Raw genomic sequence first — 24,650 nt, 5'->3', positions numbered from 1 at the left:
CCCGGAAACAATATTCGGAGGACGTGCGATGCACGACACGGATTCGTTTGCGCGGATGCCAGCACTGGATTCTGTTGCTGCGCAGCCGCTGGAACAAATACTCCATTCTTTCGAGAAGGAATGCGAGGTTGCGTTCAAGGAAGAGATCTACGTTGTCCGCGACAATGGCGCGGTGTTCAGGCGCTCCCGCCTGAATGCACGGCGCAGAAAGCTCGACGAGCTCTGGACCTTTGGAACCCTCAACAGGCATTCGGGCTACTTTGAGATCAACGGCCATGTCGTCCACAGGATCGTAGCCACGGCTTTTCATGGGCCGGGGCCATCGCCGGACCATGTCGTGGACCACATTGACACCAATAGGCTGAACAACCGCGCAGAAAATCTGCGCTGGGTTACGCGATTGGAGAACATCCTTCTCAATCCCATCACATGCGCCCGAATCGTGCACGCTTTCGGCTCGCTTGAAGCCTTCTTCGATAATCCTGGCGCAGCCACTATCCCCAACTGGGGCTGGATGCGCGTTGTTACAAAGGAAGAGGCGCAGCAATGCCGTAGGCAGCTGGAGCGGTGGGCACAGACGGCAGAGGTGGGCCGAGGCGGGTTCCTCGGAGAATGGCTTTTCAAACCCGCGACTGAAAACGAGCCCCCGGCTACGGTCAATCTCGATCCCTCTTCATTAGGTGAGATTCAGCGGGAAGCTCGGGAGGTGGTGACTTTTTCGTCTTCGCCGGGTCAGGCGGCCGCGCCTCCTGGGCGAAGAGCCGTTGTCATAGCGCCAGAACCGGAACCACTGGATGTGCCCTCGCTCACTGCATGCGCGTTCCAGCGCAAATGGCGTACGCCGACCGAGTTTCCACAGTGTCCTGGCTCCGCTTCTGAAGACGGCATCGCCAGCTATCGGGAACGGCTCGTACCCGGCAGTGTCTTTGCCCGAAATCGCTATGGAGAAAGCCCTGTTGTGGAGGCAGCCATCGGCCCAAACGGCGTCCTTTCCGTGGTCTGCAGCAGTCCATCGGGCGTCAAGGACTGGTCACACGCCAAGGTGTATCTCGAAGGGGAAGCGTTTTGTCATGAGTCTGGCGGTACATTCTTCAGTCGCGAAGGCGCGATGAAGGCCCACTGCATAACGATTGGCGCGCTGTTTAATCAGTACGAGGGGTCTATCGACGATTATTGTTAGAATGCCGTCAATACAGCGGGAGAGTAGATGCGGATCACGTTGTCAAAAGTTGAAATAGAGAAATACGCTAACACCTACGACTACACGGAAGACGAGACGCTGTGTTTGCTAATGGGCGAAGCCCAGAAGCGCGGTTTTATGACGCGTAACGACCTTGAGGCGGTCGCGAAGTGGAAATGGCGCGGCGGTCGAACCCGCCAACTGGCAGCTGAGAATTCAGAGGAAGAAGTCCGTGAGATAACTCAGATCGCATTTGCAGCGAAGAGTGAACGATTGAGGATTGGCGCTCTACTGGCTTTGCGCGGTGTGCAGAGGCCCATGGCTAGTGTGATCCTGCATTTCGCTTTCCCCGACAAATACCCCATTCTTGATATCCGGGCGATGAAATCTGTCGGCGGTTCCACATTCTATACCTTTGAGAAGTGGATCGCCTATACGGCACTCTGCCGGCAGAAGGCGACGGCTGAAAATGTTACGCTGCGCACTTTGGACCGAGCGCTGTGGAGTGCTGACAAAACCCAGAATCCGAGAAGGCGGAAAACGCCACTGGCCGGTACATGACTTAGCGGGAGTTTGGGGGCTTTCAGCCGTTTTCGCCAGATCTTATAGCAGCTTGCACCAGAGCGAAGAGCCGGTGATAAAGATAATCGACCTGGCTGTGACTGGTTATCGCTTCACGATCCGTTTCTGAATGACGAATGCGAAGCTGATTTCCGAGGTCAGTGAGCGCAACCGCATCTTGCTCCAGCGCTGCGCGAAGCCGAGGCGAATCGGGTCCGGATAACGAATCGAGCAGGGACGAAATACCAGCCTTCTTTGCCATTCCGTTTCGGGTCTTCAGGCGCTCCCAGGCATCCCACAAGGCTTCTAGAGATTCGCGCCGTATATCGAGGTCGGCATCGAGAAACTTGCGGCGCGACTTATCGAGCAGCTGATCAAGTTCAGAATCTCCAGTGCGGAAAGCGGCACGGGACAGAGTGTCGGCAAGTGCCAATGGCGCAAGACGAATAATCTCACCACTCTCGCTGAGCTCAAAAACAAGGCCATTGCGGCGGAAGATGCGGTTGATTGCTTCACGAAATTCGGCGCGTCCGCTTTCGACGTCGAAACTGAGGTGATGATGTCCGAAATAGGAGTGGTATGAACCTTCGATGGGCTTACCTACAGCCCGCCAGCAGAATTCGATCATGTCGAGCGCGTCGAGCATAGGCGGCATGGCTGCGTTCGGTCGCCACGGCTGCTCGTCAAGATTCGGAATTTCCGAGCGCATCACATCCCAAAATGCGGTCTCGTCAGTGCCGGTCGTACCGCGCCCATCGGGGCATGCGGCAGGAAACAGCGCACCGAAAGAGCCATCATCGACACGGCTGCGGATTATTGCGCGGATGCCGCCCCAGACGGCTTCGTTGATAGTATCGCGGTCGCGGGGCAGCGCGCCGGTTTCTCGTTCGCTGAAATAACTCATGCGGCAATAGCCTTAAGGAGGCGCGTCACAATATCGGATGCCTCGCGCTGGCGGAGAGCGCGGGCATCTTTGGCTTCGGCGTCGTCGTCTTCTCCCATTTCGAACTTCGCGACAGCCACGGGACCACTCTTCTTGTAGCCTTCTGTATCGGCATCATCCGTGAAGTGCGTGGCCAAGAGTCCGAGCACTTCCGAAACAACTTCTTTGTGCTTGCCTTCAAGAGCAGCCTTGAACTTGGCGGCAGCGGCCTCGATCCCGTCGTCGAAATGCTCAAGGCAGTAGATCAGATCGTGAGCGTCCTTACGCTCGTCTCGTTGGTCCACGGCATATGTCTTTAGGCAGGTAAAGGCGACCAGGTCGGCATAGTGAAGATTGACGGTCGCAATTCCGTTCTCGCCCAGCAACTCGGCCTTAATCTCCCTTGTCTCATGGTGGTCGAAAACGATCGATGAGTGTGGGATGTTTAATGCTGAGACGTTGCCATCGGTTGGCAATTCCATCACCTTACCGCCCGATTTATCGGGATCGTCGGCCAGCAGTTCGACGATGACTTTTATCCCGCCCGTGAACACTTCCCAGCGCCAGGAGACGGCTTTTCCTGCGCTGTTTGTTGCGCGGGCAAAGCCCAGCCTTTTGAAGTTATCTTCTAGCGTGTGATATGCGTCCGTATCAGATAACATTTGAAGCTGAATTACGACATCCAGATCACCCGTTCCTGCGTGGGCTGGAATATGTGGCGGCCGTTTCGTGATAAGGTAACGGGGAGTGAGGCCGCCAATCAGATAGATGGAGTCCCGCCACGGCCCAAGGCCCCGGATCAGAGTCACAAGGACTCTCTCGCAGTTTTCCGTGACTTTAGGATCGTACCCTTCGGCTGTTGCAGGTTTCGTCATAATCAAATCCTCAGTAATTCTTTTCTCAAATGTTCGGCCATGTCGCGGGCGCGTCCTTCGCCGCGAAGAAGATCCAAATAAATTTGCACAGTACTTGCGAGCCAGACGCCGTCTACCTTCTCCCTAAACAGAAACTCGCCATGCGTTTTCGTTTCGAGGATGTCGACATTCGCGCCTTCGGTAACTAGGCGCGCATCGAAGGCGGCTAGCATGTGCTCGACACCACGCACGGGTGAGACCCGTATCGCAAGACGCGAGTAACTCGACAGGAAGGGGGCATATCGCTGTGCGGCAGCTTCCTGGGTCAGAGCATATTCAATGCCCTCACCCTCACAGTGCGTCGCAATACGGTTCGTCAAGGCAGGTAGATCGCCTCCCGGTACGTAGTAACGACGACGGGGCAATTGCCGCCGCGAAGCCTGTATCTGCGTTTTCCACTCATCTAAAAGCCCCCCGGCATTGGTGAGACGACGCTCCTTCGAGGGCCCTTGGCCGCGCGTCGATACCCATTCCATCTTCTCCAGCCCTGTGAGGGTTTCTGAGGCGGTGGCGGGGGACACTTCCGCGATATGCGAAAGCTCTGTTACGCCCAGCCAATCGTCGCGCTTCATTAGCAGCGCGTGCAGAACCTGTGAGCGCTTCCCAGTAAAAAAAGAGCGGACAGATTTTTCGAGTGTCTTAGGAACGGGGCGTTCGATGTAAAGGTATGCCCCCTGGGCCGGGACAAATAGACTACCGCCGGTATCGAAGAAACCCACATTCTCAGTTTGCAGCAGCTTGCGCGCTCCCTCTGAGATCGATTCAGCTGCGACCAGGGGAATGGCGGGAATGTTTTGTCCATGAGCATATGCATTGCGGACTTCATGCAGTTGCCATAGCAATTGACGGACATCGCGGGGGTAGACGGACTTCCTGATTTCGACAAGGAGCATGACTTCCTTGCCGGCGATTTCCAAATCGACGGCTGCATCGATGTGCCGCGCTGAACTGCTAATAATCGAGCGCTCGTCCCTGGCGGTTGCGGCTTGCACATGAGGCAGCGATTCCAGGGCTGACGTCAGCGCTTCGAGTGTTCTGCGGTCCTCTTCAGCGCCCTCAATCATCCCAAATTTGCCTTTTTCGCTGTGCAGTGAATAAGCCCATTATGCCGAAAGTTCGCTGGAGCGTCAATATTCACTGTGCAGTGAATATCTCTGAAATGGTCGCTGGCAGCGTTAATTGTAGGCAACTCAGAGGCTTGGCAGCGCTCAAGGGGTGGCGCTACGCGGCGGCGCCGGCAACGTGACGGATAAATTATAACGAAAAAACAATGAGATAGGAGTTCTCAGTTTCGTCCTGTCCGGCGCGCCAATACAATCAATAGGTTAAGCCTGAAATCAGGCGGTTTATCAAAACCTCCCACACGATCATCCCACAATGCGTGTGGCCACTTTCCTGATGGTGGCATCTGGACTCGTCGGTTGCCAGACGGGCGAGCAATACCAGGCCGACGTCAATGCTAGCCTGCATGCACCGCTAAGCGCGTATCACGGCACCACAATGGCAGACTTCACCGCACGAACCGGTTTGCTTCCGGACGACTACTATCCTGTTGGGGCCGACCGGGTGTTTGTCATTCGAGGCAACCCAGTCTATGTGACCTTGCCGGCCACCGCCGTGACGTCGGCCATCACGAGGGAGTCGGTGTGCCAGCTTCTACTCCGGAAGGTTCACGTCGGCGACGGCGGGTCAGCCGCTACGGCAGCGGTGCAGCTTGTCGCTCCGGCGTCGGACGAAATACGGCGGACAACTAGGACCGACGGGGTGGTCGCTCAATCGTGGTCATGCTCGCCGCGGCTGAAATGCACCCAAATCAGTTCGTGCGAGGAAGCACGATGACACCTTCAGAACTGCTCGTGGGGCGGCAATCTCAACCGAGACAATGACGGAATACCGTGCGAGAGCGTGTGTTGAGGAGAGGCCCCCGGGTGACCACTCACGCATAATGTCGGACGCTCGCCAGCCAGTTCCTCACCAGCTACGGCCGCGCACTCTTTGGTGCGGCTGCCGGTATCGGATCCAGAAGGGTGGGCTCGCCCGTCTCAGCCTGCCCCTCTGGCAGATGCCCGTCAGGGCTCAATTCGTCGACGGCCTCCGGCAGGTTCACGGCGAGCTACGTCGTCCCCGATACCCTTCCCCAGCCTGGAACTCGTTAGGCTCATTTCCTGGAGCCGGCGGATCGACGCGGCCCACGCAGCCAGAACTGACTGTACGGGTGATCGCGGATCGCGTGCCAAGAGCCCTTGAAGGAACCTTCCTCGCCAGCAGTTCATTGCTTCCCGCCATACCGGCAATGGGAGACATTCAATGAAAACGCTAGCTGAGATTTTCGAACACACCCTCGAAGACGTTTTCTACGCGGAGAACGCAATCACCAAGGCACTGCCAAAGGTTGCCAAGGCGGCCAAGGATGCCAAGCTCAAAAAAGCCGCAGAGGATCATTTGGAAGAGACGAAGGGGCAGATCGCCACTCTTCGAAAGGTGTTTGAGTCCATCGGCAAAAAGGCGAAAGGCGAGAAGTGTGATGCAATCGAGGGGCTAATCAAAGAGGCCGACGGCCTCATAGAGGAAGCCTCCGGAACCGCGCTAGATGCAGGACTTCTTGCCGCTTGCCAAGCCGTCGAACACTACGAAATCGCGAGATACGGTTCGCTGAGGGAATGGGCGAAGGTTCTGGGACACGATGAGGCGCACAAGCTTTTGAGCGAGATACTCGACCAGGAGAAGGCAACAAATAACAAGCTGACCAACCTGGCGGTCACATCGGTGAATAAGGCCTGAAGGCCTAAAGGCATCTGCCCTGTCAGGCGATTGGCCGGGCAGAATCCTCTTCGTCGATCTCGCGGACAGCATCGTGCCAGTGTTTTTCGTGCGTGCCGTCTTGGCGCCCTGCGCGCTCCCACAGTTCGTAGGCACGCTTTTGAATGCGTCTTTCTCGGGCCTCGTCCAGAGAGTCGCCACCTGTCTCGAATGCATCTGAGAGATCGCGCTTGTCTGGACCGGAAAGGTTTTCGCCCGCGGCGTCTCTTGCCGTATCAGGGTCCTCCACCGCAGGTAGGTAACCTCTCGGTCGATTTTCTTCCGGCCCTTCCCAGCGTGGCAATTGATCGGTCGTGCCGGGCGCGGCAGGTATGGAGCGTTTAGCCATTGAGATATCCTCCCATCCTCGACGGATGAACTCGGATAGCTGAATGAAGTTCCCGTGCGTATCAGCGAGTCTCAGTCAAGATGCCGCCCTTTTGGAACATGCGGAGATGCGAGGTATTTGCATATCTGGAAAGCACTATGAGTTCTTTGCCCGGTCAAGCCAACGCAATGCGGTCTTCACTTCAAGCGTTCTTTCAACAACGTACCCTTGCACCCGCCAAGCGCCGGCGCGATTGAGGGTGTTGCATTCATCACATCTCAGTCGAGCACGAGGTTTGAGCTTGTGAGCCGAGTGCTTTGGATGAAGGAGTCTGTGGGATTCAGGACACAGTGGTTCCGGACACGCAAGGCGAACCTTCCGTGTTTGTTTCACACCAAGCAGACAGTCTAGCCAAGTCGGCATGTTCACCTCCCGCCCACTTGACCAATCTCGCTGTTCTCCAGGGCGTGCAAGACAACTCAATCTATGGAGCCTGACCGATTGCCGGCTTGATTTATCTCAGTCAGGTCAGCGCCTGGAAGCTTCCCGCTGCAAAATCTGCGAAGCATACATGGCGCGCCTCAGTCCGGAAGCTTCGAAATATCGCGCGCTATACCAAGATCCTCGGTGGTGCGGCCCGCACGGTGTCCGGAAGCAAGCCTTCCTCCGCGACCCGCTCTCGACGCTCTGGTACACGCGCCTGGCCACCGATCGGCTGATCTTCGATCAACTGTAGATGACGGTCGATCCCTCCAGGAGCGTGCGCCCGATCTGACCCGAATGCTCGGCTCGTAGTATCCGCGTCTATCGTAACTCAATCCAAGCCGGGGCATGGTCACTCGCGCCATCCAGGCCTCTAATCTCCCGATCAACTCCGGCTCCTATCAGCCGCTCCGCCAGATCCGGCGTCAGCAGCAGATGGTCCAGGCGAAGGCCGGCGTCTCGTGGCCAACGGTTTCGTTTGTAGTCCCAGAACGTGTAGATGCGCTCGTCTGGATGGAGTTTGCGTATTGCATCCGTCCAGTTTCTCCCAACGAGCCGGCGGAAGGCTGCACGGCTCTCGGGCTGGATCAGCGCGTCATTGTCCCATGACCTGGTCGGATAGATGTCGAGTTCGGTTGGCGCGACGTTGAAGTCGCCGGCCAGCACGACGGGCGCGCCAGTCTTTCGTAGCCGTGTTGCATGTTGTTGAAGCCGTTCCAGCCAGGCGAGCTTATATTCGAACTTCGGGCCGGGCCGCGGATTGCCGTTCGGAGAATAGACGCAGACAATCAGCAGTCCTTGCACCGCCGCCTCGATATACCGGCTCTGCTGGTCGCTGTTATCGCCGGGAAGCGCGCTGCGCGTCAGAACCGGCTCGCTGCCCCGCGCCAGAATCGCAACACCATTCCAAGTGCGCTGTCCCATCCAGACGGCCTGGTAGCCCGCCTCGGCGATTTCGGCCGCGGGAAAATCACGGTCGCTAGATTTGAGTTCTTGGAGGCAAACCACGTCCGGGTGCCTTGCCCGAAGCCACCCAAGGAGATTAGCGAGGCGCCGATTGACGTTGTTGATGTTGTATGTGGCAATGCGCATGGATCAGCGGAGAAGCAGTGATCGGCGGACGAGTCCTGTCGCCACGCAACTACCTCAAATTTACGCTCGCTACGCTGTCTTTGTAATCCTCCTTCGGATCGCCCATTCCGAGGAACATCTTCACGCCCGCGACAATGCTGGAGGCGTCCTTCCAGATTTCAGCATCAGTTGCGTCGAAACGAAGCAGACAGAGCTTCGGGTCAGCTTTGCCCCGCTCGAACCACGCCGCGACATAGCGGTTCCAAAGTCGGTCGATGACGGCACGGTCGTCGTCAACTCGCAGCGTGCCTTGGACTGTGGCAAAGAGGTCGTGGCCCTTCGCCGCATAGACCAGCGTGGCCTCCTGGGCTCGCGACGCACCCTCTGCAAGTTCAGTGTCTTTCGCGGTGAAGAAATAAACGACGTTCCGATCCCCATCAAACTGGGCCGTCATCGGTCGTGGGTGAACTCCGGGCACTCCGATCATCGCGGTCATATCGGAGCGGATAGAATCCCAAAATTTCGTGGCGAATTCCTGATCGTCTTGCACGGCTGGTCTCCTTTGAGACTGCCAAACGCGCTGTCGGTGGCAAAGTTCCTCGCCTCTCCATCTCTGCAACCAAGCGGTCAAAGATCACACAGTAGCGAGGCGCCTGCCTGCGTTTTCAGTATCCACCGATGATCGGGAGCACCTCGCCGGTGATGTAGCTGGAGCAGTGCGATGAGGCGAGAAAGACATAGGCTGGCGCAATCTCCTCCGGCTGGGCCGGGCGCTTCATAGGGGTCTTTTCGCCGAACTTCGAGACGTCCTCGGCCTCCTTCTCCGACGGGTTGAGCGGTGTCCAGACAGGGCCGGGCGCCACGGCGTTGACACGGATTCCCTTGCTGATCAGGTTGCCGGACAATGCTCGGGTGAAGGCATGGATGCCACCCTTGGTCATCGAATAGTCGATCAGTTCCTTACTGCCGTCGATGCCGGTGACCGAGCCGGTGTTGATGATCGCCGAGCCCGGCTTCATGTGCGGCACGGCTTCCTGCGCCATGTAGAAATAACCGTAGAGGTTGGTCTTCAGCGTCGTATCGAAATGCTCTTCCGTCAGATCCTTGAATTCGGCAGAATGGATCTGGAAGGCAGCATTGTTGACCAGAACGTCTAACCGTCCGAACTTTTTCACTGTTTCGGCGACGGCCTTGCGGCAATAATCACGTTCGGTGACGTCGCCAGGCAGCAGGATGCATTTGCGGCCTTCGGCCTCGACCGCCTTTTTGGTCGCCTCGGCGTCCCTGTCCTCGCTGAGGTAGGAGACGGCAATGTCGGCGCCCTCGCGGGCGAACAGCACCGCCACCGCGCGGCCGATGCCGGAATCGCCGCCGGTGATCAGCGCCACCTTGCCGTCCAGTTTCTTCGAGCCGATATAGAACGGCGCGTCATACATGGGCGGCGGTTCGATCTTCCATTCCTCGCCGGGTTTCGGATGATGCTGCTTGGGAAAGGGCGGCGCGGGATATTTGCGCGCCGCGGCTTGCATGGAGTGTGCGTCGGCGGATTTCGGCTTGGAAGCGTCCTTGCGATCGACACTCTTCTGTATCTTGCGTTGCTTGCGCGCCTCATTCGCGGCTTCGGACCCTGTTGGCATTTGTGAACTCCTCGTGATGCCGTCCAACGCGCGAGGCCTTGAAAAGTTGACGATCCGTCCTGGCAAATAGCGGCTCCCGCGTGCTGGTAGGCCTCGTGCGCACGCTGTCTCGCCGGCGCTTCAATTCCGGGAGAGGGTTGCGTCGCCGCCGATCTGCGGAACACGGGCGCCAGGCTATCGACCGTGCCAGTGCTTCACTACATCAAGTCGATCGGGCTGCCGCTGCCGCCCGACGACACCGCCAGCGCATATGCCGCAGCCTTCCTGATCGGTGTCTGTGCCATGTGGATCGCCGACATCATGTTCGAAATCGTCGTGGGGTGTTTCGGGCCGAAGGCTGCCGTCGACTGATCATTCCCCAATTCGACAACATGATCGCCCCGCCGGCTCCGCCCGTAGCGCGGCATTGCAGCGACTCCGAATTGCCATCAGAACCGCGAGCAAGTGGCGCGGTTCCACGGATCGGGGAATTCCCTTTACGGCAGAAGCGAACGGCCTGCGACTTCGAACGCGGCCCCGGCGCCAATGGCGATTGCGGTCACGAGACCGGCTATCAGTAGGGCGATAAGGATCGGATTATCATCTACGGCAGTACGTCAGGCTGGGGCGTCAGGCGAAGACGTTGATGGAGACTTCCGAAATGTCAGTTCATCCCTGATCGCTTCCTCAATATCGCAAACGACCTCTTCGACCTCTTCCACAGTCAATCCGCTTTTCCGGGCGGCTGTCAAGCAGCGCTCAGCCAGGATCGGCAATGCCAGTGCTGGCTCATTGATATGCAGCGGCGTGATGTTTTCATCGAGCCATTTATCCATGAAATTTTCGGCCCGTGTGGTCATGGTTTGCTCCAAGTCAGATCCACAGGCAGTGCGATCTACTCGCATTTCCGGCGCGACCCGCCTCCATAAGGCTGGTAGGAATTGTCTTCCGGGCTGTAGGAGCGGTAGCGCGAAAAGCATGCGGCGATATGCCGTTGCGTGAGGTAGTTCGCGGGCTCTTCCACCTCCTCCACAGGGTATCCCACAGGGGGTTGATCAGGGGTAGTCTCCGTACTGTAGAATGGTTCTCCGCTCCGGCCGGAAGCATCGCTGAATGGAGAGACGCACGGCCGCCGTCTACCACTGTAGGACCTGTAGCTATTGTCTTCTTGTCGATACGATCGATAGCGCTCCGAACACCACTGTACGTGCACCATCGCGGCTGGCTCTTCGGCTGCCGGTTCAGGCGAGGGTTCGGGCGTCGGATTCTGGATCGCTCCAGTGGTCGTCATATCGACGGGTGGGCGATTAGTCCCTTTTACTGCGGCCCGTGGCGCGGAGGGGGCTTTCGCTGTTAAGCGCTCGATAGGCTCGGCGGAGGCTGCTACTGGTTCGATGGTCCAGGGCGATCCTTCGTTTGCCTTCCAGATCGGCACAGGCTCCGCTTCATTTGTGATATAGATCGCGGAAATGGCGCCAGCGGCGAAAATCGAGAGCGTTATGACGAAGCCGCTCAACGTGGCGAGAAAGAGTTTCATGCTACATTATTCTCGTATTAGACGATCCCGTTGGAGAACCGCTACACAGTTCGGGCAGGTAACCTCGCGGTTCGGCGTGAGCCTAGCTCCGGCTGGAATGTCGCCGCCACCACAGCGCTTCCAAAATACCTTCCCCTTGTTGGATGAATCTGTTTCTTCAACGACATGAATCAATCCGTGAAGGTCAATGGCGGTGAACAAGTTCGCGCTGGCCTTTTTTTTGCCATTGAGTTGCCCCCTGGGTTCAAACCTCGGCCCGGAGGCCGAGGTTGAGCCTGTCCCGATCAGTCCATTACATGGATGATCTTGTGGGTTGCCGGATCGACCACCACCGTCCGCTTGTCGACGACCGTGTAGCGATACTTCTGGTCGGGGACCTCATACAATTCCACTGTGTCGGGGACAGTGTTGCCGACGTTCAGTTCAACGCCGGGCAACTGGATCGAAGCGATTGGCTTCTTCTTCACATATTCGCGAACGATCGTTTCCTGTTCCGGCTTGAAGATAACAACATCGTCGGCCATCGCGGAACCAGCAAAGGCGGCCAGGGCCAATCCGGCGACTGCGCTCGTGAGATAAACCTTCATAACAGTCTCCTTTGGAAGGATAAGGCTTCGATCACGTCGAAGCGCTGACCAACGGAGCCTGGAGCGGGATGTTCCTCTATGGGGCTTCAGGCCCATGGCCGTTGGGACTAAAGGCCCAATCGTCCAATGCATTGGTCTCAATGGTTCAAACGCGGAGGAACATTCCGGAGCCACATTCCGTTGGCGTGCCACTCAACAGGAGGCGGACATGGACAACAGCGTTTACCAGGCGCGGTGGCTCTTCTTTCCGGTCATCGCAGTCGGCTTTGCGTTCCTAAGCCTGGGGATGATTGTCAGTTGAGTACACAGTTTCACAGAAGCGCAGGTACCGTCCCTCACTGCGCTGACAGGCCCTTCGGCCACAAGCAAGCTGAAGGGTTGGTACCCGTCGCCGGGCTTCTCTCGATTTCTTCTCGGCGACGGGTGCACATTGGAGGTTGGCGCATGTGGAGTCGTCGCGAGGCACAGGCATTTCGACCCGATGAGGTCAGGCTCTTGCAGGAGTGCTTTGATGTGATCGTCGTAAAGCACTTTCTTGAATCGCGATCGGAGAGGGCTGAGGAAATTGCAAGCGCACTCGTCCTTGCGTTTCAGCGTGGCGTCAGAGACCGGGACGAACTCATCCGGCTCTCTGACCTGGCAGACCGGGAAACCCACGCTTCCGAAATCTAACGTTTAAGGCGACGGCTATGGGCCCTGACCCGCATCTATTCCGAGCAGCCGACTTCCTCAGCAGACCACCGGGTTTCTATTTGATCCTCGCGCTGATGATTGGATGCACGCTACTGATTCCGCTTGGGCTTACTGACGTTGTCACCTTCGGTCTCAGCGTCGTGGCAATCGTCATCACAGGCGTTGTACTCGTCCAAGGTTATCGCGACACCGCCGCGATCCATGCGAAACTTGATGAAATCATCGTAGCTTTGAAAGAGACACGAAACGACGTCGTCGGTCTTGAACATGAAGACCCGAAACACATCCGGGAAACCGTGCGTCGCTTGGAACGTGAAGCCCACAAGATGCCGCATTGGCCGAGAACAGACTAGGCGACTGCGCGACTTGTCCGTACCAAGACGTTCGAACCGTCGGCACGGGCACCCTTTTCCGTGAACCGTCCCTCTCCGCCACAACCGTGGAACCGCTCAGCCCAACAAGCCGTTTCAGTCGATCGATATCTGTTACAGCGAAGACGATCGAAAGAAGGGCGACGAAGCGATTGAGTGTGCAGGGGCAGAGCGTTGTTCGATTGCCTTCCCGTACAGACGTGGTTGAGCATGCGCGCGTCGTTGATCGCGGAACGAAGATTTTCAGGCGATTGGGCGCCCTCGTAAGCAGTCTCTCCCTCGCGATCCAGTTTTTCATTGTAGGCGGGCTAGTTTCTCTGCTTGCGATGCTGATGGTCGGCGGCGCCGTCACCCTGTTGATCGAGCGGGCGGTCACCCGCAATGCAGGCGCAACGACGGCCCTTTATGTAGACAGCGTGATTGCTCCGCTGCTGCCCGATATGCAGAAGACGCAACGCCTCGACGATGCGCTGGGGCACGCGCTCGATGAGACGCTGGGACAGGGTGCCCTCGGGCAACGTCTGGCTGCCATGCGCCTCTGGGCGCCGGACGGCACCGTACTATACGCCAACGACAAGGGGCTGATCGGGCAGCGATTTGCGCCGACACCGAATCTCAAGCAGGCATTTTCCGGCACCATGGTGGTGAATTACGAACGCTTCGACACCCTAGACAAAGATGCGGTAAGGCCCTCCGGCCCCCTGCTGGAAATCTACAACCCGATCCTGCAGCCCTGGTCCGGCGATGTGGTGGCCGTTATCGAGTTCTACGAGTATGCCCATGACTTCGAAGCCACGCTGCAGAATGCGCGGGCGCGCAGTTGGCTGGCCGTGGCGGGCGTGATCGTCGCCTTCTTCCTTACACTTTATGCCGTCGTTTTGCGGGGCAGCCGCACAATCGCGCGGCAGGCCGGCGACCTCAACAGGCGAGTGGTGGAGTTGACGGCTCTAGTCGACCAGAACCACGCCTTGCATCAGCGCATCAAGGGGGCGTCGCAACGCGCAACCGCGCTCAACGAAAGATTTCTACGGCGCCTCGGAGCAGATTTGCATGATGGGCCGGCGCAGTTCGTCGCGCTCGCCGCCATGCGCCTTGAAAGTGAGACCGTGCTTGGCAAAGCCGTGCCGGAGAAAATACGTGAACAGGAGGTCCTATCCATCCGCGCCAGCCTGGAAGAGGCCCTCCAGGAAATTCGCAGTCTCTGCAACGGCCTTGTGCTTCCCCAGATCGAGGCGGCCCAACTTCCCGAACTCATTGACCACGCCATTGATGCATATGAGCGGCGCACGGGAGCGCGGGTCGAGAAACGTCTCGCTCCAGTTTCGGCTACTTTACCGATCTCGGAGCGAATCTGCCTCTATCGCTTCCTTCAGGAAGCCCTCAACAATGGCTATCGCCACTGCCGGGGTGCGTCGCAGATAGTGACGATGACTTGTAGTGAGAACCGGATCGTCGTCGCGGTTTCGGACGACGGGCCAGGCTTCAATCCTTGCGATGTTGCTACCGACAGCCTCGGCCTCGCAGGCATGCGCGAACGTGTCGAAAGCCTAGGCGGGCATTTCGATCTGAGTACGTCGCAGAAAGGTACTATTCTGACCGTCACTCTCGACCTCAAGGAATTGCCTCTGCCATGAAGCCGCCAATCACCATCGCGGTGGTCGACGATCACCCACTGTTTCGCGAAGGCGTGATCCGCAGCCTTTCCGAAACGGGGCACCTCGACGTAGTGGCTGCCGGCTGCACTGGCGATGATGCCCTCCGCATCGCGGTGGACAATCGGCCGGACATCTTGCTCATCGACCTGTCAATGCCGGGCGGCGGCCACTCTGCCATCAAGTCGATTCTGAGCCGCAATGCCACTCAATGCATCGTCGTTCTGACGGCATCAGAGAGCAGCGAGGACGTTATAGCCGCGCTCAACGCGGGGGCGAAGGGTTACGTCCTCAAGGGCGTAGGGTCGCGGTCACTGGTCGAGATCCTTTCAGCCGTAAGGGATGGCGAAACTTACGTCACTCCGAGCCTATCGGCACATCTACTCTCCGCACTTGTCGGTACGGGCCGATCAGCTAATGCACTCGATCTCATGGGGACATTGAGCGAGCGTGAGCGCGAGGTGTTGACCCTTGTCGCATCGGGGCTCAGCAACAAGTCAGTCGCATTGCGCCTCAATCTCACAGAGAAAACTATCAAGCACCACATGTCGCGCATATTCTCCAAGTTACAGGCAAGCAATCGCACCGAAGCAGCGATGATTTTCCGCAACTCGGTCGAAGCTGGGTCTACGGCTTAGCGTACCGAACGGAAGCGCAGATAGTCTTTTGGCGTGGCAATTCTGTTGACTATGGTCCGCCCCTTGGCGTCACGCATCTCATAGCGTCCATTGCGGATTATTTCGCTCATACCATTGCGGTGCCTGACGTCGGCTGTGGCGGGAGCATCAATCGACGGCGTCGTGGCGGGTGTCTGGGACGCTTCCTTTTCCCTGTCTTTGCTTTTGCCGCCGCCATTTCCGTTGCCATTGCCACCACCGTTGCCGTTGCCGCCACCATTGCCGTTGCCGTTGCCGCCACCATTGCCGTTGCCGTTCCCGTTGCCGCCACCGTTGCTTTGGGCTTGGGCGTGCGCGGGCGAGAGGGCGAAGACCCCATTGGAAATTTGCGGCACATAGGGACAGATGGTCGCCGTAGCGACTAAAGCCGTAGAACCAACCTGCGAAAGAAAATGTCGTCGCGAGAGCATCATAATAACCTCGCTACTGGAACAATTTTGGCTGGCCTGCGGTTCCCTGGGCAAGCAGGCCATGAACCGGCCGGCTCTCCAAATGTCTATGATCGCCGGGTGTACTGGCGAGATGAGCGGGGGTGATGTGGCCGATATCCGCTGTCCTCAGGGTTCGCTAAGGGCAGTTATTGGAGGTTAAGCGGACGGCTCGGGTTTGCGCGGTTCTCATCTCTCGTATACTCGACTCGGTGGCGAAGCCTGTCTAACCCTTCGGGTTGTCGTCCTGCATTTCTTGGGACCAGCCTCGCGTTCGGGCTTTATTGTGTTCGGTGATCCGGCATGATTGGGGCCGGACGAGTTCGAGCGGTTCGCTGATTCCGCGTAGGCGGAATTCTGCATTGACATCGCAAAAATCTAGGCGACCGTCGAAACGTTCGGGAGTATTTGCCCATAGGTCCATGCCCTCGATGAAGCGCTGTTGAAGCTATTCGAGGCTCACGTGCTGAAACTTGCGCCCACGGGCGACATAATCTTCAGCCAAGTCCAACAGCGCCTTCGCCAACACGTGGCGGCCGAAATCGGGGCGCCGGGGCTGTTCTCTGCCATGGCCGCTCCTCCTGATCGAAGCATCTATCTGGCTGGGGACCCACGCAAGCCGTCTCTCCGCGAGGGGAAGTGCTTGACGACATCCGCAAATCCTAGCACGCTCAAAAATGTTGGGCGAGGAAGGACCCGCCTGGCATTCGCGCGGGTGATCTGAGACCTCCTCAAATCCCCCGCGCGTCTAACTGGTCACCGGCGCCCTTCCCCAGCCCGAGGAAGCAGGGCGGCAGTGGTCAGGCGGATCAGTGTCAGGTTCTGCCTGTAGATCACTACGAGCACGAGTATGATGATGCCCGTGAAAAGCGCCATGAAATGTTCGGCGGTCCATTGTGTAACGAACATTCGCGGCCCTTAACAAGGCATCACCATGCCGCCAGATTTCATGGCGCGCAAGCCAGCGCCTCGGCTCGAGGAACGTGCTAGATTTCCCACCTTCTTCAATCTCACGCCTAGCCCCGCCCGTCGTTCTCCGGGATGAACTGGACGCGGGTGGTCCGCACCTTACTCCATGTCCGGCTCATTGCTGCGCTGGAAAAGCACCATGGCCCGGCCATACACGCCAAGCGCGCGTTTGGCCTCCCGCAACCAGGCGATGACGCCTATATAATTCAATGCGAGCGTCTTGGCGCGGTTCGGATCGCCCGCTCTTCGACGCTGCTCGGCGGGGCCGAACACAGCTTGGAGGTCTCCTGCCTCGTCGGGATCGATCGCCGCCACCACAACCAGCTTCGGGGGCGGTATCCTGGAAATAGGTTTCGTGCGTATGGTCGCCGAGCCATTTGGTGCGCCGCAGGCCTGTATCCGCACAAACGAGTCGTACCCTCCTTGCCCCCGAGCAGCCAACAGTTATGCTGGCGTCGCCCACGGGGAGGATACAGGGCATTGCGACAGCTTCCGGCGAGATTGCATCTGCTGGGCATCATTGCCGCTGCGGTTGTGCCACTCTGGCTGTTTGGAGCATATCTGCTTGGTCAATACGCATTGACCGAGCGCCAGCGTTATGATCGCGAGGCTCTGCAGGTCGCCCGGACCATATCGCTCATCGTTGAGGGCCATCTTGGCAATTTGCTGACTGTCGTGGAGGGCCTCGCCAAGTCTTCAGCGTTAGAGAACAACGACCTTGAGCAATTTCGCGAGGAAGCGCTACGCCTGGTCAACCGAACCGACCGCGCGATCGCGCTGCAAGATTTGGGGGGCCGCCATCTCTTCAGCACCAATATAGCTTATGGCACGACGGCGCCTGCTATTCCTTTTTCGCCTCGGGACATCGAAAATGCCAAGGCGGGGCAACGCATTGTCAGCGATGTCTTCCCCAACCCGGCGTCCAACGAATACCGCATCGCCATAGGGTTGCCGGTTCGAGGACCGGGCAATCAGGAATGGCTCCTCGCCATAACAATTCCTACCAGCCGGCTACGGGACATCATACTGCCGGCGGTACCGGAAGGATGGACGATCGGTATCGGCGACCGTGATGGCCGGTATGTCGCGCGATCTCAAATGCATGAAGAAATGACAGGCAAACCCGGCCTGCCTGAATACTTGAACAAGGTAGTGGGGAGTTCGGGCACTTTTACCTCGCAGAATTTCCAGGGCCTCACACTTCTGGCCGGCTATTATCGGTCCAATTTTTCGGGATGGTTCTATAGCGCAAACGTCCCCCTGACGGTGGTTCAGGCGCCACTTTGGAAATCTGTCGTGGCCATAGCGTTCGCGGGGCTTGCCGCCGTTCTTGTCTCGGCAGCCCTGGCCTATTTCGTGGGGGACCGGTTCGCCAACGCTGCCGCCGCGCTTGCTTCTCGTGCCCAAGCACTCGGCCGGGGTAAGCCCGTAGCGACTTTTCCAACCTCGGTTCGAGAATTTGGCATCGTAGCCGATTCGTTGTTAGCGGCAGAACGGGCGCTATCAGAGCGGAGCAACGAACTCCAGGCCGTGCTTGAAACCGTGCCCGTCGCGGTGTGGTTCACCTATGACCCAAATGGGCGCGAGGTCATAAGAAACCGTTTCGCGGCCGACTTGATGGGGCTTGCTGGCGACACGGACAGGCATTTCGGCGCTCCGGACCTCGTGATCGATACGCAGGCATTCCACGACGGTCAGGAGGTTAGCCGCGAAGACCGGCCGCTGACCAAGGCGATGCGAGGCGAGCAAACCGACAATCAGGAGTTCACATACGTGCTGCCGAGCGGCCTGACCCGGATATTGCTCACCAGCGCGCGTTCGATCCGCGACACCAAGGGGAACATACTGGGCGCCGTGCAGGTCAGTCTTGATATCAGCGAGCGACATCGCGCCGAGGAGCATCGGCGGCTGCTAGTCAGGGAGCTTAACCACCGCGTGAAAAACACCCTCGCCGTCGTCCAGTCGATCGCCAATCAAACGCTGCGCGGCGCTTCTGATTTGCGAGAGGCGAACAGCGCTCTTGCCAGCCGTTTGTCTTCCCTCGCTCAAGCTCACGATATCCTGACCCATGAGAACTGGAGTGGCGCCGAGCTGGATGAGGTTGTGAACGCGTCCATAAGACCGCATGAAGAGATCGATCGGTTCGAGATTGCCGGCCCGCCTGTTCGCTTGCGGCCGAGCCTGGCCCTGTCGCTGGCGATGGCCTTCCACGAGCTCGCTACGAACGCAATCAAGTATGGAGCGTTGTCCAATAATACCGGAAGGGTCTCGATTTCATGGACTTTGAAGGCGACGGAGGGCAAGCGGCGTCTTCGCATAAAATGGAAAGAGCGGGGAGGTCCACCAGTTCAGCCGACGGATCGAAAGGGCTTCGGAACGCGCATGCTAAGGCAGATCCTGTCATCCGAACCGGGCGGATCTGTCGAGATCGGGCTTGATGAGGCCGGGTTGGTTTGCATTTTCAAGGCAGACCTACCGCTAGAGGGTGGTAACGAAGCAGAGTCGGAGTTGGCCAGTGTGCGTCAGAAATAGCGTTTGCTTCACCCTTTGGCGAGTTGGGAACAGGGCTGCTGAATATCACGATTGAGCATGCCGACGGTTCGCCAGCACTGCCTGGTCGCACAACAATGCAATCCCAGCCGAGGAGCCCGCCCCAGATGGGGGTGCAGATTGACCACGCCAGGATGCAATTCAGACGTGTTGAGCCCGGCTTTCTGCAGGTCGACCGGAAACACTCGAAGGCATTGGATTAATCGTTGCACTCGTTGAATATTGAAGCCTCAACGTAAGCAACCGGTGCTTCGAGCGTCCAGGCAACACCGTTAGGTCCGTATTGAAGATCACCCGTGCCACTCATGGCCTGGGGCGCAACGCGCCTCAAAACCACGGTTCCGAATCCGCCTTGGGCTATCGATTGGACTGTTGGCCCGTCGGTTTCGTTCCAGGTTAGACGAACAATCTTTCCGGCGGCGGAGTCGGTCACTTCCCAAGAAACGGCAATCTTGCCGCGTGCGCCGGAGAGAACACCGTATTTGGCCGAATTGGTGGCCAGTTCGTGGAACGCGATGCCAAGATACTGGACAGCGTTGGGGCTGAGTGTAATCGATGGTCCGGCCATCGAGATGCGATCCTCGTGGCCGAACGGTTTTGCCTGTGCCAAGAGCAACTCGAAAATCGTCGCCCCCTTCCAATCCGCCGAAACCAGAAGATCGTGGGAGCGCGCGAGCGCCATAATCCGTTCCCGGACTTGACGCTCGAATGCATCGGGATTTTCTGACCGCTTGTTGGTCTCACGGATCATCGACAGAATGACCGAGTATTGATTCTTGACGCGATGGTTGACCTCACGCATCAGCATCCGGATGCGCTGCTCGCTGTCTCTGGCGGCGGATATGTCGCGTGCGATCTTTGATGCTCCGACGATACGCCCGGCGGCGTTTCGTACCGGTGAGATCGTCAGCGATACCGGGACGAGGCTGCCGTCGTTTCGCCGACGGACTGTCTCGTATGTTTCAACCCGCTCGCCACGTCGAATGCGATCCAGGATGTGTGGTTCCTCGTCTTGGTGATCGGCCGGAATAAGCATGCGCACCTGCTTGCCTACTGCTTCTTCCGATGAGTAGCCGAACAGGCGTTCGGCACCACGGTTCCAACTGGTTATGACGCCGTTGAGATCCTTGCTGACGATTGCATCAAACGACGATTCCACGATTGCCGACAGGTGCTGGCTTGCTTCGTCCAATCGTTTGCGCTCACTCAGGTCAACCAGTGTGTTCACGGCGCCGACAAGATCGCCGTTCGCATCCCGTATCGGCGTCGGGAACGGCAGGAACGGAAAAAGCGTCCCGTCCGGGCGCTGCGCGATTGCCTCCACATTTCGTACCGGGCGATTTTCCCGAAGCGCGATCGCCATAGGACATTCGGCGTGCGGAAGGTCCTTGCCGTCCTCTGTGAACAGACGAAACGTGACACACCATTCGTCCTTGCCTATCTCCGGCTCTCGCCCGGCAAACTCAGCAGCGGCGCGATTGTAATATGTAATCTTGCCCTGGGGGTCCGTGGTGTAAACGGCAACTGGAAGACTGTCGAGAATCTGCTGGAATTGACTGTCTTTCTGACCGAGTTCGTCTCGCGCTCGTTTCAGGTCGGTCACATCGACGGTAAAGCAGCGAGTGTGGACAAACTCCCCGTCCCGGAACTGCGCACTGGATGTGATTTCAACGTGCTTAATGGAGCCATCTCTTGCGCGCAATCGCGCAGGAAGTTTGTCGATGCTCTCGCCACGCGTGAGGCGCGCCAAAATATCATCGATGACATGCTGGTCGGCGTGGAAGTCGTTAATGGGGCGGCCGATATATTCCTCGGCGGAATATCCCAGCAGCTCGAGTTCCGCTTTGTTCGCATGCAAGATGATGCCGTCGGATCCAACGAGGTGCAGGGCGAGACTGCCGTTTTCAAAAAAGTCCTCGAAATCCACTGCACTGCGACCGTTAGGGACAAATCGTGATCCGCTCAGGCCGACGACGGCCCGGGCACCGCGTTCGGCCCATATTGTCGATGATTTTTCCATAATACGGCTGCCCCAAGACAAGACGCCCGCACGACAGCGCGAACCAACTTCCTTGAACTTTGACGAGAGGATTTTGTTCCAAAGATATTTTGGGTCGAGACGCGACATCTCGTTGGAATTCTTCAACTTGCGAGCGGACGACGAGGAACACAAAGCTGAACTGAAGGTTCTCACGCCGAGGGACTTCGGAGGAGATTGCCATGTCCGATACACCCATTCCTAAAGTGAGTGACAACGACGTTCAAACGATTGCGATTGAAGCTGGCGTTTCCGACCGGGACGTGCGCGATATCATTGCGATGATCGGAACCGATCGGTCGTCCGTAATCCGTGAAACGCGGCTATTGGCCAAGCGGCGTATGGGCCCTCAATCCTAAATGCCGTCTTTTCTGCGTTACCCGGTGCGGCGGACGGCGTAAGGTCGACGCGATTATTGGTTTCGAAGCGAAGCTCCTTCGCACGTTTGGAGGCGGCCACGTGCGCGACGCAATTTCCAAAAACGTCGTGGATCCAGTTGATGGACTTCGGTTCGGGTCAACGACGAGTGATGCGTGAAGCAGGCGCTGATCGTAGCTGTCACGCAGCCGGAACATGAGATGGTGCTTACCGCAGCCAACTGGACGTTGATAGCGGTGGACCGTCGAATGCCACACCGAGAAAACGGTCATCAAATCCTGTTCCGGTTCGCACACTAGATATCGCGGCAGCGGCATCTCGCCAGTCAAATGTGGTTCCCTTCCGATCGCTATGGGCTGAGCGTCATTTATGACGGCAGGAGCGTGGAGTAGCTGGGCGCCATCCTCTGCGCCCGTTCGCAGCGGAATTCCCCTCGGAACGCGTCGCCCCCTGAACTGCCAGCTGCGGTCGTGCTCCCAGTCGAAGACGCTCAGGAACAATCTGACCGCCAGGCAACTTTCATGGGAGATCGGAAATTTGTGGTTCCGGAACGAGGTTGAGGGAAGCGCCGCATATGAAACTCGTTCTCGGTCGCATCTGGACTCTCGTGAGAACCGCAGTCGTCGGCTTCGTCAACGACAATGCGCTATCCCATGCCGCGGCGATGGCATTTTACGCAGCCACATCGCTCGCTCCAATTCTGCTCATCGTAATTGCCGTTGCCGGCCTCGCCGTGGGGCGAGACGCTGCCCAACTGGCGGTAACCGCACAACTGACCGGCCTGTTAGGTCCGCAGGGCGCCGACTTGCTCAAGGCGATAATCGAAGGCGCTTCAAACAGCACAAGCGGGTTAATCGCCGCCTCGGTCGCGTTGATTACTCTTGTCGCTAGCGCATCTGGCGTATTTGGCGAGATGCAGTCGTCTCTCAATCAGATCTGGAAGGTTGAACCCAGCTCCACCACCCTGTCCGGGCTGGTGAGGGCGCGAGCCGCGAGCTTGGGTCTGGTTGCGTCACTAGGCTTTCTGCTATTGGTTTCGCTGGCCGCGAGCGCCGCTATTTCAGGGCTGGCCGACTTCATCAATTCGCGTTTGCCGTTCGGCGAAGCCATCCTATCATTCATCAACACCATTGTATCGCTATCGCTCCTGGCTTTGCTCTTTGGCGCGATTTACAAAGTCCTGCCCGATCGTTCCCTGGCCTGGAGAGACGTCCGTTTCGGCGCGGTGACGACGGCCGTTCTTTTCACCATCGGGAAGTCATTGATCGGATGGTATCTCGGAACCAGCGCGGTTGCCTCGTCCTACGGTGCGGCAGGAAGCTTGATCGTATTGCTGCTGTGGGTGTTCTACTCATCCTCGATCTTCCTTCTCGGAGCAGAACTCACTCGCGCCTACGCCACGAGCTTCGGGACCAGGCCAGACCTGAACCGACTCGTGACACCGGTCGCTGATGACCAGATTTTGTTCCCGCTGCGAGTTCGAGAAAATGGAAACCCTTACATGTTGGTCGCTCTGATCGCCTTGATATCGGCGCTAACGACATTAGTAGCGTTGTCCAAATCCCGGAATCGGGGGAGCTAGCTTGGCGCTTGTGTCAAAGCCCCTCGTTTATGGATGATGACTTATTAGAACTGGCTGTTATCCGGTCCGCTTACATGGCATCGCGCTATCTGGCAGGCGAATTGCCAAACCGACTTGAGCGGCTTACGAGATCAAGCGAATCTCATGAAACGACCGGGAGTGGCCCTTAGCAACATCATCTGACCGAGGCGGAGCAGCGGTCGCGCTGGTGTGAACGGGGAGAACTATGATCGAACCGCTGATTAGGCAACTGAGCCAGCGCGACCAACTGACAGACGACGAACGGAAGCAGCTTGCGGCTGCCTTCACGGGTCGGAGGGTGGTGAGCGCCGGTCAGGAGATCGTGTCGGACGGAAGTCGGCCGATGTTCAGTCAACTTCTCGTTTCTGGGATAGCAGGGAGGCAAAAAATTCTGGCGGACGGCAGCCGGCAGATTACCGCAATCCATGTGCCCGGGGACTTCATGGATCTCCACGGATTTTTGCTGAAGAGGCTGGCGCATGGGGTCGTAGCGATTTCGACCTGCACATTGCTTGAAGTCACCCATGAAACGCTGCGGCGGATCACCGAGACATCACCCCACCTGACGCGCATGCTGTGGCTCGATACGCTAATCGATGGCTCGGTGCATCGCGAGTGGATCGTCGCAATGGGCCGTCGCTCGGCTCTCGCGCAAATATCTCATTTCGTATGTGAGATTTTCGTCCGTCTCCGTATCGTGGGCCTCACAAAGGAATTCCAGTTCACACTACCCATGACGCAGTCCCAACTGGCGGACGCACTCGGCCTGTCAATCGTCCATGTGAATCGTAACCTACAATCGCTGCGACGAAGAAGTGCGTTGCGCTGGGAAGGCGATCAGGTCGAGATATTGGATTGGGATGCGTTAGTTAAATTGTCGGAGTTCGATCCAACCTATTTGTGTATGGAGATGGAGCCGCGCTGAACTGGCTCGGCGGTCTAATCGTTCCAACTGCTATTCAGAACAAGCGATGCCTCGAACACGGCGGCTGAGGCTTCGTCCCGGACGACCACGCGAAACTCTCGTGCCGGTCCGTCCGGCAATTCGTCACGAACCATATCCACCAAAGCCCTAACTGCCTGATAGCTGACCTGACCACGGGACTGGCAGTCTATGCCACGATCGTCGGGCCAAGCGCTTTCTCCATCGAATGTCTCAAAGAAATACTTCGGCATGGCGGATCCCAGGCGCTCGCGTCGAGCACAAGAGATGCGAGCCGGAAAGGTTCCGCGTGCCTCGGCTCAAGGGCGTTCGGGCATCAAATGTGAAAGCCGACGCGCTTTGAGATTATC

25 protein-coding genes are annotated in these 24,650 nt (G+C 57.9%); 11 read left to right on the top strand and 14 right to left on the bottom strand.

All coding sequences use genetic code 11. The annotated features are described in order from the left end of the window. Window positions 1-28 precede the first annotated feature (28 nt). Both ACSBOB_RS09135 and ACSBOB_RS09130 read left to right on the top strand, forming a co-directional pair. Entirely contained in the window at window positions 29-1,180 is a 1,152-nt protein-coding gene (locus ACSBOB_RS09135) for an HNH endonuclease signature motif containing protein (protein ID WP_442582108.1), read from the top strand. 27 nt (window positions 1,181-1,207) lie between these two features. Further along, window positions 1,208-1,741: a hypothetical protein gene (locus ACSBOB_RS09130; protein ID WP_442582107.1), complete on the top strand. Its 534-nt coding sequence runs from the start codon at window positions 1,208-1,210 to the stop codon at window positions 1,739-1,741. A 22-nt stretch (window positions 1,742-1,763) separates the two neighbouring features. On the opposite strand, the gene ACSBOB_RS09125 is transcribed toward ACSBOB_RS09130, so the two are convergent. Genes ACSBOB_RS09125 through ACSBOB_RS09115 form a run of 3 tightly spaced genes read right to left on the bottom strand, consistent with a single transcriptional unit; the run spans window position 1,764 to window position 4,641 of the window. After that, window positions 1,764-2,645, bottom strand: a complete 882-nt coding sequence (locus tag ACSBOB_RS09125; RefSeq protein ID WP_442582106.1) for an AbiJ-NTD4 domain-containing protein — start codon at window positions 2,643-2,645, stop codon at window positions 1,764-1,766. Next, entirely contained in the window at window positions 2,642-3,538 is an 897-nt protein-coding gene (locus ACSBOB_RS09120; RefSeq protein WP_442582105.1) for an antitoxin, read from the bottom strand. Before ACSBOB_RS09120 ends, ACSBOB_RS09125 begins: the two co-directional genes overlap by 4 nt. Window positions 3,539-3,540: 2 nt before the next feature. Next, window positions 3,541-4,641, bottom strand: coding sequence for a type IV toxin-antitoxin system AbiEi family antitoxin (locus ACSBOB_RS09115; protein WP_442582104.1), 1,101 nt, complete (start codon window positions 4,639-4,641; stop codon window positions 3,541-3,543). Between the two features lie 1,243 nt (window positions 4,642-5,884). Between ACSBOB_RS09115 and ACSBOB_RS09110 the strand changes: the two genes are divergently transcribed. After that, a complete protein-coding gene (locus ACSBOB_RS09110; protein ID WP_442582103.1) occupies window positions 5,885-6,358 on the top strand; it encodes a YciE/YciF ferroxidase family protein in 474 nt (157 codons plus the stop codon). 22 nt (window positions 6,359-6,380) lie between these two features. Here ACSBOB_RS09110 and ACSBOB_RS09105 read toward each other — a convergent pair whose 3' ends face one another. From ACSBOB_RS09105 to ACSBOB_RS09090, 4 genes are all read right to left on the bottom strand, one after another. Beyond that, entirely contained in the window at window positions 6,381-6,725 is a 345-nt protein-coding gene (locus ACSBOB_RS09105) for a DUF2934 domain-containing protein (protein ID WP_442582102.1), read from the bottom strand. A gap of 783 nt (window positions 6,726-7,508) precedes the next feature. Then, window positions 7,509-8,279, bottom strand: a complete 771-nt coding sequence (gene xth / locus ACSBOB_RS09100) for an exodeoxyribonuclease III (protein WP_442582101.1) — start codon at window positions 8,277-8,279, stop codon at window positions 7,509-7,511. A 49-nt stretch (window positions 8,280-8,328) separates the two neighbouring features. Then, entirely contained in the window at window positions 8,329-8,808 is a 480-nt protein-coding gene (locus ACSBOB_RS09095; RefSeq protein ID WP_442582100.1) for a pyridoxamine 5'-phosphate oxidase family protein, read from the bottom strand. Between the two features lie 115 nt (window positions 8,809-8,923). Then, a complete protein-coding gene (locus ACSBOB_RS09090; RefSeq protein WP_442582099.1) occupies window positions 8,924-9,895 on the bottom strand; it encodes an SDR family oxidoreductase in 972 nt (323 codons plus the stop codon). A gap of 183 nt (window positions 9,896-10,078) precedes the next feature. Here ACSBOB_RS09090 and ACSBOB_RS09085 point away from each other — a divergent pair, with 183 nt between their 5' ends. After that, window positions 10,079-10,246, top strand: a complete 168-nt coding sequence (locus tag ACSBOB_RS09085) for a hypothetical protein (protein WP_442582098.1) — start codon at window positions 10,079-10,081, stop codon at window positions 10,244-10,246. A gap of 245 nt (window positions 10,247-10,491) precedes the next feature. On the opposite strand, the gene ACSBOB_RS09080 is transcribed toward ACSBOB_RS09085, so the two are convergent. From ACSBOB_RS09080 to ACSBOB_RS09070, 3 genes are all read right to left on the bottom strand, one after another. Beyond that, the gene (locus ACSBOB_RS09080) at window positions 10,492-10,734 is read right to left on the bottom strand and encodes a hypothetical protein (protein ID WP_442582097.1); all 243 of its coding nucleotides are present in this window, start codon (window positions 10,732-10,734) and stop codon (window positions 10,492-10,494) included. A gap of 35 nt (window positions 10,735-10,769) precedes the next feature. Continuing rightward, complete coding sequence (locus ACSBOB_RS09075; RefSeq protein ID WP_442583692.1) at window positions 10,770-11,090, bottom strand: BA14K family protein; 321 nt, start codon at window positions 11,088-11,090, stop codon at window positions 10,770-10,772. Between the two features lie 605 nt (window positions 11,091-11,695). Further along, window positions 11,696-11,998, bottom strand: coding sequence for a DUF1236 domain-containing protein (locus ACSBOB_RS09070; RefSeq protein WP_442582096.1), 303 nt, complete (start codon window positions 11,996-11,998; stop codon window positions 11,696-11,698). Between the two features lie 689 nt (window positions 11,999-12,687). On the opposite strand from ACSBOB_RS09070, the gene ACSBOB_RS09065 reads away from it, so the two are divergent. The 3 genes from ACSBOB_RS09065 (at window position 12,688) to ACSBOB_RS09055 (ending at window position 15,352) form a co-directional block, all read left to right on the top strand. Continuing rightward, complete coding sequence (locus tag ACSBOB_RS09065) at window positions 12,688-13,044, top strand: low affinity iron permease family protein (RefSeq protein WP_442582095.1); 357 nt, start codon at window positions 12,688-12,690, stop codon at window positions 13,042-13,044. A gap of 344 nt (window positions 13,045-13,388) precedes the next feature. Beyond that, entirely contained in the window at window positions 13,389-14,696 is a 1,308-nt protein-coding gene (locus ACSBOB_RS09060; RefSeq protein WP_442583691.1) for a sensor histidine kinase, read from the top strand. Further along, a complete protein-coding gene (locus ACSBOB_RS09055; RefSeq protein ID WP_442582094.1) occupies window positions 14,693-15,352 on the top strand; it encodes a response regulator in 660 nt (219 codons plus the stop codon). Before ACSBOB_RS09060 ends, ACSBOB_RS09055 begins: the two co-directional genes overlap by 4 nt. Here the strand turns inward: ACSBOB_RS09055 and ACSBOB_RS09050 are convergent. Then, the gene (locus ACSBOB_RS09050) at window positions 15,349-15,804 is read right to left on the bottom strand and encodes a twin-arginine translocation signal domain-containing protein (protein ID WP_442582093.1); all 456 of its coding nucleotides are present in this window, start codon (window positions 15,802-15,804) and stop codon (window positions 15,349-15,351) included. The genes ACSBOB_RS09055 and ACSBOB_RS09050 overlap by 4 nt on opposite strands. 1,083 nt (window positions 15,805-16,887) lie before the next feature. Continuing rightward, on the bottom strand, window positions 16,888-17,103 hold the full coding sequence (locus ACSBOB_RS09045; protein ID WP_442582092.1) for a hypothetical protein: 216 nt from the start codon (window positions 17,101-17,103) through the stop codon (window positions 16,888-16,890). A 165-nt stretch (window positions 17,104-17,268) separates the two neighbouring features. On the opposite strand from ACSBOB_RS09045, the gene ACSBOB_RS09040 reads away from it, so the two are divergent. Next, a complete protein-coding gene (locus ACSBOB_RS09040) occupies window positions 17,269-19,320 on the top strand; it encodes a sensor histidine kinase (RefSeq protein WP_442582091.1) in 2,052 nt (683 codons plus the stop codon). A 217-nt stretch (window positions 19,321-19,537) separates the two neighbouring features. On the opposite strand, the gene ACSBOB_RS09035 is transcribed toward ACSBOB_RS09040, so the two are convergent. After that, the gene (locus tag ACSBOB_RS09035; protein WP_442582090.1) at window positions 19,538-21,466 is read right to left on the bottom strand and encodes a PAS domain S-box protein; all 1,929 of its coding nucleotides are present in this window, start codon (window positions 21,464-21,466) and stop codon (window positions 19,538-19,540) included. Between the two features lie 92 nt (window positions 21,467-21,558). Here ACSBOB_RS09035 and ACSBOB_RS09030 point away from each other — a divergent pair, with 92 nt between their 5' ends. The 3 genes from ACSBOB_RS09030 to ACSBOB_RS09020 all read left to right on the top strand — a co-directional run bounded on the left by ACSBOB_RS09030 (window position 21,559) and on the right by ACSBOB_RS09020 (window position 24,282). Further along, the gene (locus ACSBOB_RS09030) at window positions 21,559-21,735 is read left to right on the top strand and encodes a hypothetical protein (protein ID WP_442582089.1); all 177 of its coding nucleotides are present in this window, start codon (window positions 21,559-21,561) and stop codon (window positions 21,733-21,735) included. Window positions 21,736-22,328: 593 nt separating this feature from the next. Beyond that, window positions 22,329-23,336, top strand: a complete 1,008-nt coding sequence (locus ACSBOB_RS09025) for a YihY/virulence factor BrkB family protein (RefSeq protein ID WP_442582088.1) — start codon at window positions 22,329-22,331, stop codon at window positions 23,334-23,336. A 226-nt stretch (window positions 23,337-23,562) separates the two neighbouring features. Continuing rightward, the gene (locus ACSBOB_RS09020) at window positions 23,563-24,282 is read left to right on the top strand and encodes a Crp/Fnr family transcriptional regulator (RefSeq protein WP_442582087.1); all 720 of its coding nucleotides are present in this window, start codon (window positions 23,563-23,565) and stop codon (window positions 24,280-24,282) included. Between the two features lie 14 nt (window positions 24,283-24,296). On the opposite strand, the gene ACSBOB_RS09015 is transcribed toward ACSBOB_RS09020, so the two are convergent. Further along, entirely contained in the window at window positions 24,297-24,533 is a 237-nt protein-coding gene (locus tag ACSBOB_RS09015) for a DUF6894 family protein (protein ID WP_442582086.1), read from the bottom strand. Window positions 24,534-24,650 lie beyond the last annotated feature (117 nt).

The organism is Mesorhizobium sp. KACC 23794 (genome assembly GCF_052180275.1).
GTDB lineage: Bacteria > Pseudomonadota > Alphaproteobacteria > Rhizobiales > Rhizobiaceae > Kumtagia.
The sequence above is the reverse complement of the archived record's forward strand: the minus strand, read 5'-3'. Positions and strand labels throughout refer to the sequence as shown.

What these genes read in the sequence shown, in the direction of transcription:
- ACSBOB_RS09025 (WP_442582088.1), top strand. Translation starts at nt 22,329, where the DNA reads ATGAAACTCGTTCTCGGTCGCATCTGGACTCTCGTGAGAACCGCAGTC.
- ACSBOB_RS09035 (WP_442582090.1), bottom strand. Translation starts at nt 21,466, where the DNA reads ATGTCGCGTCTCGACCCAAAATATCTTTGGAACAAAATCCTCTCGTCA.
- ACSBOB_RS09080 (WP_442582097.1), bottom strand. Translation starts at nt 10,734, where the DNA reads ATGACCACACGGGCCGAAAATTTCATGGATAAATGGCTCGATGAAAAC.
- ACSBOB_RS09055 (WP_442582094.1), top strand. Translation starts at nt 14,693, where the DNA reads ATGAAGCCGCCAATCACCATCGCGGTGGTCGACGATCACCCACTGTTT.
- xth (WP_442582101.1), bottom strand. Translation starts at nt 8,279, where the DNA reads ATGCGCATTGCCACATACAACATCAACAACGTCAATCGGCGCCTCGCT.
- ACSBOB_RS09075 (WP_442583692.1), bottom strand. Translation starts at nt 11,090, where the DNA reads ATGGTGCACGTACAGTGGTGTTCGGAGCGCTATCGATCGTATCGACAA.
- ACSBOB_RS09130 (WP_442582107.1), top strand. Translation starts at nt 1,208, where the DNA reads ATGCGGATCACGTTGTCAAAAGTTGAAATAGAGAAATACGCTAACACC.
- ACSBOB_RS09110 (WP_442582103.1), top strand. Translation starts at nt 5,885, where the DNA reads ATGAAAACGCTAGCTGAGATTTTCGAACACACCCTCGAAGACGTTTTC.
- ACSBOB_RS09115 (WP_442582104.1), bottom strand. Translation starts at nt 4,641, where the DNA reads ATGATTGAGGGCGCTGAAGAGGACCGCAGAACACTCGAAGCGCTGACG.
- ACSBOB_RS09105 (WP_442582102.1), bottom strand. Translation starts at nt 6,725, where the DNA reads ATGGCTAAACGCTCCATACCTGCCGCGCCCGGCACGACCGATCAATTG.
- ACSBOB_RS09015 (WP_442582086.1), bottom strand. Translation starts at nt 24,533, where the DNA reads ATGCCGAAGTATTTCTTTGAGACATTCGATGGAGAAAGCGCTTGGCCC.
- ACSBOB_RS09030 (WP_442582089.1), top strand. Translation starts at nt 21,559, where the DNA reads ATGTCCGATACACCCATTCCTAAAGTGAGTGACAACGACGTTCAAACG.
- ACSBOB_RS09065 (WP_442582095.1), top strand. Translation starts at nt 12,688, where the DNA reads ATGGGCCCTGACCCGCATCTATTCCGAGCAGCCGACTTCCTCAGCAGA.
- ACSBOB_RS09120 (WP_442582105.1), bottom strand. Translation starts at nt 3,538, where the DNA reads ATGACGAAACCTGCAACAGCCGAAGGGTACGATCCTAAAGTCACGGAA.
- ACSBOB_RS09125 (WP_442582106.1), bottom strand. Translation starts at nt 2,645, where the DNA reads ATGAGTTATTTCAGCGAACGAGAAACCGGCGCGCTGCCCCGCGACCGC.
- ACSBOB_RS09050 (WP_442582093.1), bottom strand. Translation starts at nt 15,804, where the DNA reads ATGATGCTCTCGCGACGACATTTTCTTTCGCAGGTTGGTTCTACGGCT.
- ACSBOB_RS09060 (WP_442583691.1), top strand. Translation starts at nt 13,389, where the DNA reads ATGCTGATGGTCGGCGGCGCCGTCACCCTGTTGATCGAGCGGGCGGTC.
- ACSBOB_RS09020 (WP_442582087.1), top strand. Translation starts at nt 23,563, where the DNA reads ATGATCGAACCGCTGATTAGGCAACTGAGCCAGCGCGACCAACTGACA.
- ACSBOB_RS09135 (WP_442582108.1), top strand. Translation starts at nt 29, where the DNA reads ATGCACGACACGGATTCGTTTGCGCGGATGCCAGCACTGGATTCTGTT.
- ACSBOB_RS09070 (WP_442582096.1), bottom strand. Translation starts at nt 11,998, where the DNA reads ATGAAGGTTTATCTCACGAGCGCAGTCGCCGGATTGGCCCTGGCCGCC.
- ACSBOB_RS09090 (WP_442582099.1), bottom strand. Translation starts at nt 9,895, where the DNA reads ATGCCAACAGGGTCCGAAGCCGCGAATGAGGCGCGCAAGCAACGCAAG.